This is a genomic window from Modestobacter sp. NPDC049651, from assembly GCF_040659695.1.
In the GTDB taxonomy this organism is placed as follows: domain Bacteria; phylum Actinomycetota; class Actinomycetes; order Mycobacteriales; family Geodermatophilaceae; genus Modestobacter.
Genome location: NZ_JBFAOG010000007.1, coordinates 46650 through 60390, shown reverse-complemented (window position 1 = coordinate 60390; position 13741 = coordinate 46650). Strand labels below are relative to the sequence as shown.

Sequence of the window (13741 nt, the reverse complement as noted above, 5' to 3'; positions counted from 1 at the left end):
GCGTCAGCTCCCGCCCGGAGCCTTCCCGCCGGTGGCCTTTCCGCCGGTCGCCTTCCCGCCGGTCGGCTTCCGGGCGCCGCTCCGGCTGCGGGCCTTCTTCGCCGGCTTCCCGCCGGTGCTCCCCGCCAGCCCCTCGGCCAGCACGGTCGCCAGCGCCTGGACGCCGGCGTGCCCGGGCAGGTCCTCGACCGGCACCGGCAGCGGCAGCGACCAGTTGGGGCGCTCGGTGGTGCCCGGCAGGTTCGGCCGGCGCTCGGCGGCGACGGCGTCCTCGAGGGTCGCCGACAGCAGCGTGCACGGCGCGCTGCTGAGCCGCCGGTACGCGGCCTGGACGGCGTCCGCGGGCGTGGCGTCCTCGGGCACCGGGCCCAGGTGGTCGACCAGCGACGCGCGGCCGCGCGCCAGCTCCTCGTCGGTGCCGACCTCGTACCGCCGCTGCTCCTCGAGGTCGGCGCCGGTCCACAGGCCGGCCACGGTGGGCAGGTCGTGGGTGGTGGCCGCGGCCATCGCGGTCGCGGGCCACTCCGCCGGGTCGTCGTCCTCGAACCACAGCAGCTTGTAGGACAGGATGCCGTGCTCGGCCATCGCCTCGCGCACGCCGTCCTCGACGACGCCGAGGTCCTCGCCGACGACGATCGCCTGCGCCCGGTGGCTCTCCAGGGCGACGATGTCGAGCATGTCCTCGTGCGGGTAGCGCACGTAGGCGCCTTCCTTCGGACCGAGCTCGGCGGGCACCCACCACAGCCGGAACAGGCCCATGACGTGGTCGACGCGCAGGCCGCCGGCGCCGGCCATGGTGGCCCGGATCGACTGGACGAACGGCTCGTACTCGGCCCGCTGCAGCCGCCAGGGCACGAACGGCGGGGAGCCCCAGTCCTGGCCGAGGGCGTTGAACGCGTCCGGGGGCGCGCCGACGCTCACACCCTGGGCGAGCACGTCCTGCCACGCCCAGCCGTCGGCGCCGCCGCCGGCCACCCCGATCGGCAGGTCCTGGATGACGGTGAGCCCCTCGGTGGCGGCGCGCAGCTGCAGGTCCAGCGCCCACTGCAGCCAGGCGTGGAAGGCGACCTGGCCCTCGTGCCGCTCGGCGAACCGGCGCACCGCGTCCCCGCGCGGGTCGCGCAGCTCCTCGGGCCAGGTGTGCCAGTCCGGGCCGTGCTCGTCGGCGAGCGCGCACCAGGTGGCCCAGTCCTGCAGCGGCTGGCCCTGGTGCCACCACCAGTCGCGGAAGCGCTGCTCGTCGAAGCCGCGGGCGTCGAACACCCGCTGCAGCGCCTCCCGCTTGAGCGCCCAGATCGCGTCCCGGTCGATCAGCTCCGCGTCGTTGAGCGCGCGGCCGGCCGCCTCGTCCAGCTCGACGGCGTCGGCGCCGGGCGCCTCGGTGACCCGCAGGTAGACCGGGTTGCGGAACCGGCGGGTGGCCGGCAGGTAGGGGCTGGCTTCCTGGGCGGGGGTGGGGGCGACCGCGTGCAGCGGGTTGACCAGCAGGAACCCCGCGCCCTGCTGCTGCGCCAGCTCGCGGACGGCGCGCAGGTCGGCCAGGTCGCCGATGCCCCAGCTGTCCCGGCTGCGGGTGCCGTACAGCTGCACGGCCCAGCCCCAGCCGCGCCAGCCCTCGGGCAGCCAGCAGCGGCCGGGGGAGACGATCAGCCGGCGGTCCCGGCCGTCGGGGGTGCGCAGCCGGTGGTAGCCCAGCGGGAAGTCCTCGGGCAGGGAGCCGTCGACGGTGCGGGTCGACCCGTCCTCGCATCGGACCTCGGCGCCGTGCACCTCCAGCGGGTCGCCGGGGCGGGCCACGATCGGTGCGGTGTCCAGCAGGTCGACCGGCGGGTGGCCGATCACCTGCCGCAGGGCCTGGACGGTCTCGTCGGCGACGACGTGTTCCTCGTCCTGGGCGTCGAGCCAGCTGGCGTCGACGCCCCACGGGTCGGTCGTCGGCTTCGGCGGTGCGGGCTTCGGGGGCGTGCTGCTCACCCCCTGATCCTCGCCGGAACCGCGCCACTCCGCCGGTCGGGGGCCAAGCTGCGCGGCTGAGCTCCTCAGCTGCGCGGCTTGGCCCGCCGGGTGGGTGCGGCGGCCGCGGGGTCCTCCGGCCAGGGGTGGCGCGGGTAGCGGCCGCGCAGCTCGCTGCGGACGGCGGGGTAGCCGGTGACCCAGAAGCCGGGGAGGTCCGCGGTGGTGGCCACCACCCGGGACGCCGGGGACAGCAGCTGCAGCCGCAGGGGCCGGCCGGCGATCACAGGCGCGGCGGCCCAGCCGAACACCTCCTGCACCCGCACCGGCAGCGTCGGCACCGCCGGGTCGGTGTAGTCGACCCGCAGCTGCGACCCGGTGGGCACCTGCACCCGCTCGGGCACCACGGCGTCCAGCTCGGCGGCCTGCTGCCAGGGCAGCAGCGCCCGCAGGGCGGCGGCCACGTCGACGCGGGCCAGGTCGGCGCGGCTGCGGGCGGCGGCCACCACGGGGCTCGCGGCCAGCGCGGCGAGCAGCGCCTCGTCGTCCACCGCGGGCCAGGGCTCGCCGAGACCGGCGCGGGCGGCCGCCAGCCGCTGCCGCAGCGCGGTCGCCGCCGGCGTCCAGCGCAGCAGCGCGAGCCCCTCCCGGCGCAGTCCCTCGGCCACCGCGGCGGCCGCCGCGGCCGGGTCGGGGTCGGCCAGCGGGCGCTCGGCCAGCACGATCGCGCCCAGCCGCTCCACCCGGGCCGCCGCGACGTCCCCGTCCCGCCACGCCACCTCCGGGCCGTCGGTGTGCGCGGCCGCGCCGGCGGCCAGCGCGGTCGCCTGGTCGACGGCGACCGCCGCGCGCACCCGGGCGTCGCGCCGGCCCGGTGCGCGGTCGGCCGCGGCGACGGCGAGCCAGCCGGCGCCGCCGAGCGCGGTGCCCGGGGCCAGCTCCGCGCCGGTGCCGGCCGCCATGAGGTAGGTGCGCTCGGTGCCGGGCCGCCGCCGGGCCAGCCACTCGGGGTGGGCCAGCCCCACCACCGTGCCGGCGGCCGTGTCGTCCGGGAGGTGCGGGTCATCGGCGAGCCCGGTGTCCGGCACCGCGCGGGACAGCCGGGCGGTCTCCTCGCGCCAGCGGCCGTCCCGGGTGCGGCGGGCCTCCCGCCAGGCGGCGACCAGGTCGTCGGTGCGCGCGGGCAGGTCGGCCGACAGCAGCGCGACCACCTCCGCGGCGCGCCGGCGGCCGACCAGCGGCGCGCCGTCGAGCAGCGCCCGGGCCAGCCGCGGGTGCGCGCCGACGGCGGTCAGCGCCCGGCCGCGCGGGGTGACCCGCCCGGCGTCGTCGGTGGCGCCCAGCGCCCGCAGCGTCGCCCGGGCCGCGGCGAGCGCGGCCGCCGGCGGCGGGTCGGGCAGCGCAAGCCCGGCGCCGTCCGGCTCGCCCCAGCAGGCCAGCTCCAGCGCCGCCCCGGTGAGGTCGGCGACGGCGATCTCCGGTTCGGCGAAGGCGGGCAGCCGGTCGTGCTCGGCCGTCGACCACAGCCGGTAGACCCGGCCGGGCGCCTCCCGCCCGGCGCGCCCGGCCCGCTGGGTGGCCGCCGCCCGGGACACCCGCCCGGTGACCAGCGCCCCCAGCCCGCGGGCCACGTCGTAGCGCGGGGAGCGGACCAGGCCGGCGTCGACGACGGTCCGCACCCCCGGCACGGTCAGGCTGGTCTCGGCGACGTCGGTGGCCAGCACCACCCGGCGCCGGGGGCCGGCGGTCAGCGCGGCGTCCTGCTGGGCGGCGGGCAGCCGGCCGTGCAGCGGCCGGACGTCGACGTCCAGCCCGGACAGCCGCCAGGCGACGGCGCCGATCTCGGCCGCGCCGGGGAGGAAGACCAGCACGTCGCCGGTCGTCTCGGTCAGCGCCCGGCGGGTGGTCGCCGCCACGGCGTCCAGCAGCCGGGGGTCGACCCAGCTGCCGTGGGGCGGCTGCACCGGCGGTGCCGGCGGGCACCAGACCGGCGTCACGTCGTGCAGGGCGCCCGTGGCCTCCACCACCGGCGCGGGAGCGGTGCCGCCGAGCAGCTCGGCCAGCCGGCCGGCCTGCGCGGTCGCCGACATCGCCAGCAGCTCCAGCTCCGGGCGCAGCGCGCCGCGGACGTCGACCGCGAACGCCAGCGCGAGGTCGGTGTCCAGGTGCCGCTCGTGGCACTCGTCGAGGACCACCGCCGACACCCCCGGCAGCTCCGGGTCGGCCTGCAGCCGGCGCACCAGCAACCCGGTGGTGACCACCTCGACCCGGGTGGTGGCGCCACGCCGGCTGTCGCCGCGGACGCTGTAGCCCACCCGGCCGCCCACCGGCTCGCCCAGCAGCGCGGCCATCCGGGAGGCGGCGGCCCGGGCGGCGACCCGGCGCGGCTGGGCGACCAGCACCCGGCCGGGCAGCCGGCCGGCCAGCGCGAGCGGCACCAGGCTCGTCTTGCCGGTGCCCGGAGGGGCGACGAGCACCGCGCTGCCCGCGGTCCCGAGCGCGTCGGCGAGCGGGCCGAGCACCGCGCGCACCGGGAGGTCGGTGCCGGGGGTCCCGGGCAGCGGCAGCACGGCAGCAGTCTGACCCGCCGGGCGGCGGCGCTCGGAGGGGGCTTGTCCGCGGCGTGTGACGCGGGCCACTCTGGAACGGACCACGGGGGGACGACGAGCTCACGGAGGTCCGGTGGCTGCACACGCGAAGGACAACGGGAGGCCGGCCGCTGCGCCGGCGCCTCGGCCCGCGGACCGCGTCCGCAACGTCGCGCTGGTCGGCCGGGCGGGCGCCGGCAAGACCACGCTGGCCGAGGCGCTGCTGGTGGCCGGCGGCGCGCTGCCCCGCGCCGGGCGGGTCGAGGACGGCACCTGCTGCCTCGACAGCGAGGACGTCGAGGTGCGCAGCCACCACTCGGTGTCGCTGGCCGCCGCGACGGTCGAGCACGACGGGCACCGCATCACGCTGCTGGACACCCCCGGCGGGCCGGACTTCGTCGGCGACCTGCGCGCGGGGCTGCGCGCGGCCGACGCGGCGCTGTTCGTCGTCTCCGCGGTCGCCGGCGTCGACGCGGGCACCGTGCAGGTCTGGGACGAGTGCGCCGCGGTGGGGCTGCCGCGCGCCGTCGTCGTCACCCAGCTGGACCGCCCCCGCGCGGACGTGCCCGCCGTGGTGCGCAGCTGCCGCGAGCGGTTCGGCGGCGGCGTGCACCCGGTGCAGCTGGTGGGCGACGGCGACGGGCCGCGGCTGGTGTCGCTGCTGGAGCCCGACGGCGACCACCCCGAGGCCGACCGGCTGCGCGCGGAGCTCATCGAGGCGGTGATCGCCGAGAGCGAGGACGAGTCGCTGATGGACCGCTACCTCGCCGGGGAGCAGGTGCCGGTCACCGAGCTGGTGCCCGACCTGGAGACGGCGGTCGCGCGCGGCACGTTCTACCCTGTGCTGTGCACCGCCGCGCCGGCCGGGCTGGGCGTGCCGGAGCTGCTGGACCTGCTGGTCAGCGCCTTCCCCTCGCCGCTGGAGCGGCCCTGCCCGCCGGTGACCCGGCCGGACGGGACGCCGGCGCCGCCGGTCGGCTGCGACCCGGCCGGCCCGCTGGTCGCCGAGGTCGTGAAGACGACGACCGACCCCTACCTGGGCCGCATCTCGCTGGTCCGGGTCTTCTCCGGCACGCTGCGGCCGGACACCGCGCTGCACGTCTCCGGGCACGGCGGCGAGACCCGCGGGCACCCGGACCACGACGCCGACGAGCGGGTCGGCGCGCTGTCCTGCCCGCTGGGCCCGGTGCTGCGACCGGTGCCCGAGTGCCCGGCCGGGGACATCTGCGTGGTCTCCCGGCTGGCCAGCGCGGAGACCGGCGACACGCTGTCGGACCCCGGCCGGCCCTACCTGGTCCCGCCGTGGGACCTGCCCGAGCCGCAGCGCCCGGTCGCGGTGGCGGCCGCGTCCCGCGCCGACGAGGACCGGCTCGCGGCCGCGCTGGCCCGGGTGGTCGCGGAGGACCCCGCCGTCCGGGTGGAGCGGCGCGCCGACACCGGGCAGCTGCTGCTGTGGTGCGTGGGCGACGCGCACGCCGAGGTGCTGCTCGAGCGGCTGCGCAGCCGGCACGGGGTGGCGGTCGAGACGCCGCCGGTGCAGGTGCCGCTGGTGGAGACCCTCGCCGGTCCGGCCACGGTGACCGGGCGGCACGTCAAGCAGTCCGGCGGGCACGGCCAGTACGCGGTCGTCGTCCTGGAGGCGCGGCCGGGCGAGCCGGGGTCGGGCATCACCTTCGACCAGCGGGTGGTCGGGGGAGCGGTGCCCACCCAGTTCCACGGCAGCGTGGAGAAGGGCGTGCGGGCGCAGGCGGCGCGCGGGGTCACCGCGGGGCGGCCGCTGGTCGACGTCGCCGTCACGCTGGTCGACGGCAAGGCGCACTCGGTCGACTCCTCCGACGCCGCGTTCCAGGCGGCCGGGGCGCTGGCGCTGCGCGAGATCACGGCCGCCGCCGGCACCCGGGTGCTCGAGCCGTGGTGCGGGGTGGAGGTGTCCGTGCCGGCCGAGCACGTCGGCGCGGTGCTCAGCGACCTGGCGTCGCGGCGCGGGCGGGTCACCGGCAGCGAGCCCGGGCCGGACGACGACCGGACGACCGTGCGCGCCGAGGTGCCCGAGCGGGAGCTGCTGGACTACGCGGCTGCGCTCCGGTCGGCGACGCACGGCACCGGCCGGTTCCGGCGGTGGGCGATCGGGTCGGAGCCCGCGCCGGCCGCGGTGGTCGCCGAGCTCCAGCCCGCCTGACGGCCGCTCGTTGCACGACGCAGCACACCCGGCGGACCGCCGTGCCCGCCGGTAGGCATGCGCCATGACGGTGATCGGCTTCCACGCCTCCCACGAGCAGGTGCACCCGGCGGAGCTGCTGCGCGCGGTGCAGCAGGCCGAGCAGGTCGGCTTCACGGCGGCGATGTGCTCCGACCACCTCGAGCCGTGGAACGAGCGGCAGGGGCACTCGGGGTTCGCCTGGTCGTGGCTGGGCGCGGCGCTGGCCACCACCGGGCTGCCCTTCGGCGCGGTCAACGCACCGGGCCAGCGGTACCACCCGGTGATCGTCGCCCAGGCGATCGCGACGCTGGGCTCGATGTTCCCCGGCCGGTTCTGGGTCGCGCTGGGGTCGGGCGAGGCGATGAACGAGCACGTGACCGGGCACGTGTGGCCGAACAAGGAGCTGCGGGACGCCCGGCTGCGCGAGTGCGTCGACGTCATCCGCGCGCTGCTGGCCGGTGAGGAGGTCAGCCACGAGGGCCTGGTCACGGTCGACCGGGCCCGCATCTGGACGCTGCCCGAGCAGCAGCCGGCGCTCATCGCCCCGGCCGTCAGTGCGAAGACCGCCGCCCGGCACGCGGAGTGGGCCGACGGCCTGGTGACCATCAACCAGCCGCACGAGAAGCTGCGCGAGGTCATCGGCGCGTACCGGGACGCCGGCGGGCAGGGCACGCTGACCATCCAGGTGCACGTCTCCTGGGACCCCGACCCGGACCGGGCGCTGGCGCTCGCGCACGACCAGTGGCGCAGCAACGTCTTCCCGCCGCCGCTGTGCTGGGACCTCGACACCACCCGGGCCTTCGACCAGGCCAGCACGCACGTCCGGCCCGAGGACATGCACGACGCGGTGCGCATCTCCAGCGACCTCGGCCAGCACGCGGCGTGGATCGCCGAGTACGTCGACCTCGGCTTCGACCAGGTCTACCTGCACCACGTGCCCAAGGAGCAGTCCGCGTTCCTCGGCGCGTTCGGCGAGCACGTGCTGCCCCGGCTCGACGTCACCGCGCCCGCCCCGGCGGTCGCCGTCGACCCGCCCGGCCCCGCGGAACCCCTCCGCCCCCGGCAGCAGCCGCAGCCGGCGGTGCTGCCGTGAGGATCACCGACACGTCGGACCTGTGGTGGAAGAACGCCGTCGTCTACTGCCTGGACGTCGAGACGTACATGGACTGGGACGGCGACGGCTGCGGCGACTTCGCGGGGCTGGCCCAGCGGCTGGACCACCTCGCCGACCTGGGCGTGACCTGCCTGTGGCTGATGCCCTTCTACCCGACCGCCGAGCGGGACGACGGCTACGACATCACCGACTTCTACGGCGTGGACCCGCGGCTGGGCACGCACGGCGACCTGGTCGAGTTCATCCGGACGGCGAACGACCGCGGCATGCGGGTGATCGCCGATCTCGTCGTCAACCACACCTCCGACCGGCACCCGTGGTTCCGGTCGGCCCGCGCGTCGACGGGCTCCCCGTACCGCGACTTCTACGTGTGGCGCGCCGACCCGCCACCGGACACCTCCGCGCAGGTGGTCTTCCCCGACCAGGAGGACAGCATCTGGCAGCTGGAGGAGAAGACCGGGGAGTGGTACCTGCACCGGTTCTACCGGCAGCAGCCCGACCTCAACGTGGCGAACCCGCTGGTGCGCGACGAGATCGCCAAGGTGATGGGCTTCTGGCTGCAGCTCGGGCTGGACGGCTTCCGGGTGGACGCCGTCCCCTTCCTGCTGGAGACCGCCGGCGTCGACGAGCAGGAGGCCGCGCGCTTCCCCGACCCGCACGAGTACCTCCGTGCGCTGCGCGCGCTGGTGAACCGGCGGGCCGGTGCGGCGGTGCTGCTGGGCGAGGTGAACCTGCCCCACGAGGAGCAGGAGCGGTTCTTCGGCGGGCCGGACGGCGACGAGCTGACCATGCAGTTCGACTTCATCGCCATGCAGGCGATGTACCTGTCGCTGGCCCGGTGCGACGCGGCGCCGCTGGTCGAGGCGCTCACCGGCCGGCCGCCGGTCTCCCCGGACAACCAGTGGGGCGTGTTCGTGCGCAACCACGACGAGCTGACGCTGGACAAGCTGACCGAGGACGAGCGGCAGGAGGTGTTCGCCGCGTTCGGCCCCGAGGAGCGCATGCAGGTCTACGGCCGCGGTCTGGTGCGCCGGCTGCCGCCGATGCTCGCCGGTGACCCGCGGCGGGTCCGGATGGTCTACAGCCTGATGTTCTCCCTGCCCGGCACGCCGGTGCTCTTCTACGGCGAGGAGATCGGCATGGGGGAGAGCCTGGCCGCCGAGGGCCGGCTGGCGGTGCGCACCCCGATGCAGTGGACCGCCGGCCGCAACGGCGGGTTCTCCACCGCGCCGGCGTCGAAGCTGCCCGGCCCGGTGGTCGACGGCGGCTTCGCCCCCGAGTTCGTCAACGTCGCCGACCAGCGGCGCGACCCGGACTCGCTGCTGTCGTTCATGAAGCTGCTCATCCGCCGCTACCGGGAGTCGCCGGAGCTGGGCTGGGGGAGCTTCGAGGTGCTCGGGCAGCCGCACCCGCAGGTGCTCGCACACCTGTGCCGCTGGGACGACGGGGTGCTGGTGGCCGTGCACAACCTCGGCGCCGAGCCGCGGACCGTGCCGCTCACCGTGCCCGGCTGCGACGCCTCCGCCCGGCTGGAGGACCTCCTGCAGACCGGGACCACGCCGCTGGGCGAGGACGGGTCGGCCGAGCTCGCGCTGGACGGCTACGGCCACCGCTGGCTGCGGGTGGTCACCGAGGACAGTCGCCGGCTGCTGTGACAGCGGTCCACCGCGGTACCCCGCGGGGTCGGTCACGCACGCTCGGTGACCGCCCGCCGGGGCGGCGCAGGTCCCACGCGACACACCCGTCGCGCGGCGTGCCCGGTCGGAGGCCGCCTCTAGCGTCCCCCGCGAGGTGATGCACATGAGCGACGAGCAGCCGAAGAACGGCTGGACCGACCCGGCACGCCGCGGCCGCGGCACGGGGGTCGACGGCGCCGCCGGCCCGGCCGCCGGCGCCACGGCCGCATCGACCGTGCCCGGCCCGCGCAGCCGCGGCGACCGGCCCGACCGGGCTGTCGAGGTGATGACCCCGAACGTGACCGAGCATCTCACCGAGCCGGTGCCCACGGTCCCCGCCGACGCGGGCCCGGCACCGGAGATGGCGACCGGGCCGGTGCCCGGCCCCGTGCCCGGACCGGGGCGGGCGACGGTGCCCACCGTGGCGAGGACCGTCGGGGACGAGACCGACGGTGACAAGACCGAGGGGACGGCGGCCCGGCCGCCGGTCACCGTGCGGCCCCGCCCGCGGATGCCGCGCCAGCCGCGCAACGGCCGGATCGGCCCGTGGGCGCCGGTGGCCGGTGCCACGGTGGGCGTGGTGGCCGGGATCGTGGTGGCGCTGCTGCTGCGCAGCACCGCGACGTCCTTCGACGAGCGGCTGTCGCTGGTCTTCGTCGTCCTGGCGCTCGCCCTGCTCGGCGCCGGGGCCACGCTGCTGGCCGACGAGACGCGGCTCATGCGGCGCGGGGCGCAGGCGGCCGAGGCCCGGTCGCAGAGTGCGGGGCTGATCGCGGGGCTGCTCAACGGCCTGACCCCGGCCCGGCTGATGGTGCTGGCCGGCGGCTTCGTGCTGCTGCTCAGCGCCTACGTGGCCCGCCAGGGCTGACCGGCGGGGCTGGGGCGCCGCGGCCGGTCAGCCGGTCGCGCCGTCCCAGCCCAGCTCCTCCGCGGTCAGCCGGCCGGCGATCACGTCGTCGGCGACGTCGTCGACCACCCGGTCGGTGCTGAAGGCGTGGGCCTTCAGCACCTCGAGCGCGTCGGCCGGGTCGATCCGCAGCAGCACCGCGGCCATGCCCATCGCCTGCCAGACCCGGGTGCGGGACTGCGCGTCGGGACCGCTCCACCAGGTCGCCCCGCCCTCGGGGGAGGCGGGGGCGCTCATCACCTCCACCAGCAGGCGGGTGAGGCAGATGACGACGTCCTCGACCTCCGCGCGGTCCAGCCGGGTCATCCGCTCGGGCAGCCGGAGGTAGAGGTCGAGCACCACCACCGGGCCCAGCGGCGGCAGCAGCGGCACCGAGAGCACGGCCCGGAACGGGGTGTCGGCCATCAGGGACCGGTGCAGCTCCGCCCAGTTGCGCCGGATGTCTGCCTCGTCGAAGGCGATCGAGACGCCGTCGTCGTGCGCGCGCAGCGCCGGGCCCGCGCCGAAGGTGAACTGCAGCCGCTCGGCGAGCGCGGCCAGCGGGTCGCTGGCGCCCAGCGGGGTCCGCAGTCCGCCCGGGTCGTGCAGGCTCAGCCCGGCGCCGTCGACGCCGAGCGCCAGCGCCGCGGCCCGGGCCATCCGCGCGGGCAGCAGCTCCGGACCGTCGAGGTCGTGCGGCGCGCTGCGCAGCTCGTGCTCGAAGCGAGATGCGGCCGGGCCCGGTGCGGTCATCGACGTCCTCCTGCGGTGCGGTTGCGTGCCCGCTCAGCTTCGTCGCCGGATGCGGCCGGCACCACCGTAGATGATCACCGGACGGCGCGGTGTCAGCGGAAGGCGTCGAGGCCGAGGTGGACGGCGAGGCCGACGCCGGCGACGGCGATGACCCGGCGGAGCAGGGTCTGCGGCACCCGGCGGACCACCGCCGGCCCGAGCCGGCCGCCGACGAAGAAGCCGATGGCCAGCGGCAGCGCCGCCAGCCACGCGACGTCGGCGAGGAAGACGTAGGCGACCGCGGCGACCGAGTTGGCCACCCCGAGCACCAGGTTCTTGAGCGCGTTGCTGCGCGGCACGCCCTCACCGGTGGCGAGCAGGAAGGTCGCGAGCATCAGGACGCCGGCGGCCGCGCCGAAGTAGCCGCCGTACACGGAGATGGCGAAGGTGGCGACGGGGAGGCCCCAGCCGTCGTGGTGTGGCTGACCGGCGCTCTCGGCCGCGAGCTCGCGCGGCGGGCGCTGCACCAGCATGGTCACCGACGCGCCCGCGATGAGGAAGGGCACGAGCTTCTCGAAGGCGCCGGACGGCGTGAGCAGCAGCAGCGCGGCGCCGGTGGTGCCGCCGAGCACGCCGGCTCCGGCGAGCCGCCGCAGCCGGGCGCGCTGGCCGGTGAGCTCGGGGCGGGAGGCGCTGACCGAGCCGACGCTGTTGAGCACGAGCGCCACGGTGTTGGTGACGTTGGCCGAGACGGGGCTGAGCCCGGTGGCCAGCAGTGCCGGGTAGCTCACCAGGGAGGCGAGCCCCGCGACGCTGCCGGTGAGCCCGGCGGCGACGCCGGCGAGGACCAGCAGGCCGAACTCGATCCCGCTCACCGCTGTCCCCGCATCGCCGGGCAGCGTGCCACGGGGGTGCGGAGCTAGCCGACGGCGGGGTCGAGCGGGCGGGCCGGCTGGCTGCCCGCGGGGGTGTCGGGGGCGACCAGCCCGGCGGAGAAGAACTGCACCCGGTTCTTGCCCGATGCCTTGGCCGCGTACATCGCGAGGTCGGCCTCGTGGACGACGTCGGTCTCGGTGGAGCCGGGGCGCACCCGGGCGGCACCGATGCTCGCGCCGATCCGGGCGGTGCCCTCCGCGAGCCGGACCGGGGTGGAGATCAGCTCGACCAGCCGCTGGCCCAGCGCGCGGGCGTCGGCCTCGGACGTGCCGGGCAGCAGGACGGCGAACTCGTCGCCGCCGAGCCGCGCGCACAGGTCGGTGTGCCGGAGCGCGCCGGTGAGGGCGGTGCCCAGGTGGGCGAGCAGCCGGTCGCCGGCGAGGTGGCCGAGGGTGTCGTTGACGACCTTGAAGTCGTCGAGGTCGAGGAAGAGCACCCACGACTCGGACTCCGGGGAGTGCAGGGCCGCGGCCATGGCGGCGGAGAAGGCCGCCCGGTTGGCCAACCCGGTGAGGCCGTCGGTGAGGGCCTGGGAGCGGAGCTCCTGGTGGGCGCTGCTGGTGCGGACGGCGAGGGCGACCTGGTTGAGCATCGAGCGCGCGGCGACGATGCCCTCGCGCGGCACCGACCCGGGTGCGCCGAGCAGCATGGCCGCGCCGGGCTGGTCGGGCAGGGCCATCAGCAGCCACTGGCTGCTGAAGCCGGCGCTGCGGACGAGCGCGGTGGGGGCGGCGACCTCGACCGGCTCGGTGTCGATGCCGTCCGCGGGCAGCAGGGTGCGGGGGAGCGTGGTCAGGGGGGCGAGCAGGTGCCCCGCGGTGCCGGTGACGCGGAGCTCGTCGCCGTCCTCGTTCAGGACGGCGGCGCGCAGGCCCGGGGTGGCGTCGCAGATGGCCTCCGCGGTGCGCCAGGCCGCCTGCATGATCTGCCGCCGGTCGGTGACGCCGAGCAGCTGACCGCTCAGGGCGGCCAGCGCCGCGTCGCGCTGCTGGTCGCGCTCCCGCTCGAACAGGCTGGCCACCAGGTGCCGGACGACGACCGCGGTGAGCAGCAGGGTCGGGACGTTGCCGAGGACGGCGGCCGCCGCGATGGACGCGTCGTGCCCGGGGACCAGCGGCCAGACGTGCAGGGCGGCGGCCAGGGCCAGGCACATGGCCACGACGTAGGCGGCGACCTCCCGCCTGCGGCCGTAGACGGCGCGGTACCAGAGAGCGGGGAAGGCGATGCCGAAGGCGAGGACGGGCCGGGGGCAGCCGGCGGCGAACAGCAGCACGGCCAGCACGTCGGTGACGTCGAAGAGGAGGCGGGCGTGCTGGGTGCGGTAGCGCTGCAGCCAGGAGGCGCAGAGGGCCGCGACGCTGGTGCCGAGGAGCAGCAGCGACCAGCTGCCGGCGCCCGGGAGGACGGCGACGGTGGTGAGGACCAGCGAGCCGACGCCGCAGAGGAAGAAGAGCCAGCGGACCCTGGCGACCAGGTCGGCGGGACGGTGCAGCAGCGCGGGCACGGTGCCCCGCCGTACGTCCCCTCCCAGCCCGTTCATCCGATCGCCCCGTCCTGCCAGGGGCCGTGCGCCGATGTCCGGCGGCGGTGGCCCGTCGATGCACCTTCGGCGCAGTTACGGCCGATCTTGATCACCCATCGGGGGTGACTTCCCCG

The 13741-nt window shown here is 77.0% G+C and carries 9 protein-coding genes; 4 read left to right on the top strand and 5 right to left on the bottom strand.

Annotated features, from left to right (window positions below; all coding sequences use genetic code 11):
* Positions 1-3 precede the first annotated feature (3 nt).
* Positions 4-1974 (bottom strand): 4-alpha-glucanotransferase, encoded by a 1971-nt coding sequence (gene malQ, locus AB0J00_RS12085; protein WP_357744405.1) that lies wholly within the window; start codon positions 1972-1974, stop codon positions 4-6.
* A gap of 65 nt (positions 1975-2039) precedes the next feature.
* Positions 2040-4523: an ATP-dependent helicase HrpB gene (hrpB, locus tag AB0J00_RS12080; RefSeq protein WP_357744403.1), complete on the bottom strand. Its 2484-nt coding sequence runs from the start codon at positions 4521-4523 to the stop codon at positions 2040-2042.
* A gap of 112 nt (positions 4524-4635) precedes the next feature.
* Here hrpB and AB0J00_RS12075 point away from each other — a divergent pair, with 112 nt between their 5' ends.
* From AB0J00_RS12075 to AB0J00_RS12060, 4 genes are all read left to right on the top strand, one after another.
* The gene (locus tag AB0J00_RS12075; protein WP_357744401.1) at positions 4636-6720 is read left to right on the top strand and encodes an elongation factor G-like protein EF-G2; all 2085 of its coding nucleotides are present in this window, start codon (positions 4636-4638) and stop codon (positions 6718-6720) included.
* A gap of 64 nt (positions 6721-6784) precedes the next feature.
* Positions 6785-7834 carry a TIGR03885 family FMN-dependent LLM class oxidoreductase gene (locus AB0J00_RS12070; RefSeq protein ID WP_357744399.1) on the top strand — a complete coding sequence of 350 codons (1050 nt, stop codon included), beginning with the start codon at positions 6785-6787 and terminating at the stop codon, positions 7832-7834.
* Complete coding sequence (locus AB0J00_RS12065) at positions 7831-9510, top strand: alpha-amylase family protein (RefSeq protein WP_357744397.1); 1680 nt, start codon at positions 7831-7833, stop codon at positions 9508-9510. Before AB0J00_RS12070 ends, AB0J00_RS12065 begins: the two co-directional genes overlap by 4 nt.
* Positions 9511-9655: 145 nt before the next feature.
* The gene (locus AB0J00_RS12060; RefSeq protein WP_357744395.1) at positions 9656-10399 is read left to right on the top strand and encodes a hypothetical protein; all 744 of its coding nucleotides are present in this window, start codon (positions 9656-9658) and stop codon (positions 10397-10399) included.
* 27 nt (positions 10400-10426) lie between these two features.
* Here AB0J00_RS12060 and AB0J00_RS12055 read toward each other — a convergent pair whose 3' ends face one another.
* The 3 genes from AB0J00_RS12055 to AB0J00_RS12045 all read right to left on the bottom strand — a co-directional run bounded on the left by AB0J00_RS12055 (position 10427) and on the right by AB0J00_RS12045 (position 13589).
* Entirely contained in the window at positions 10427-11170 is a 744-nt protein-coding gene (locus tag AB0J00_RS12055; protein ID WP_357744393.1) for a hypothetical protein, read from the bottom strand.
* Positions 11171-11262: 92 nt separating this feature from the next.
* On the bottom strand, positions 11263-12024 hold the full coding sequence (locus tag AB0J00_RS12050) for a sulfite exporter TauE/SafE family protein (protein WP_357744391.1): 762 nt from the start codon (positions 12022-12024) through the stop codon (positions 11263-11265).
* Between the two features lie 44 nt (positions 12025-12068).
* The gene (locus AB0J00_RS12045) at positions 12069-13589 is read right to left on the bottom strand and encodes a GGDEF domain-containing protein (protein ID WP_357744389.1); all 1521 of its coding nucleotides are present in this window, start codon (positions 13587-13589) and stop codon (positions 12069-12071) included.
* Between the last annotated feature and the right edge of the window lie 152 nt (positions 13590-13741).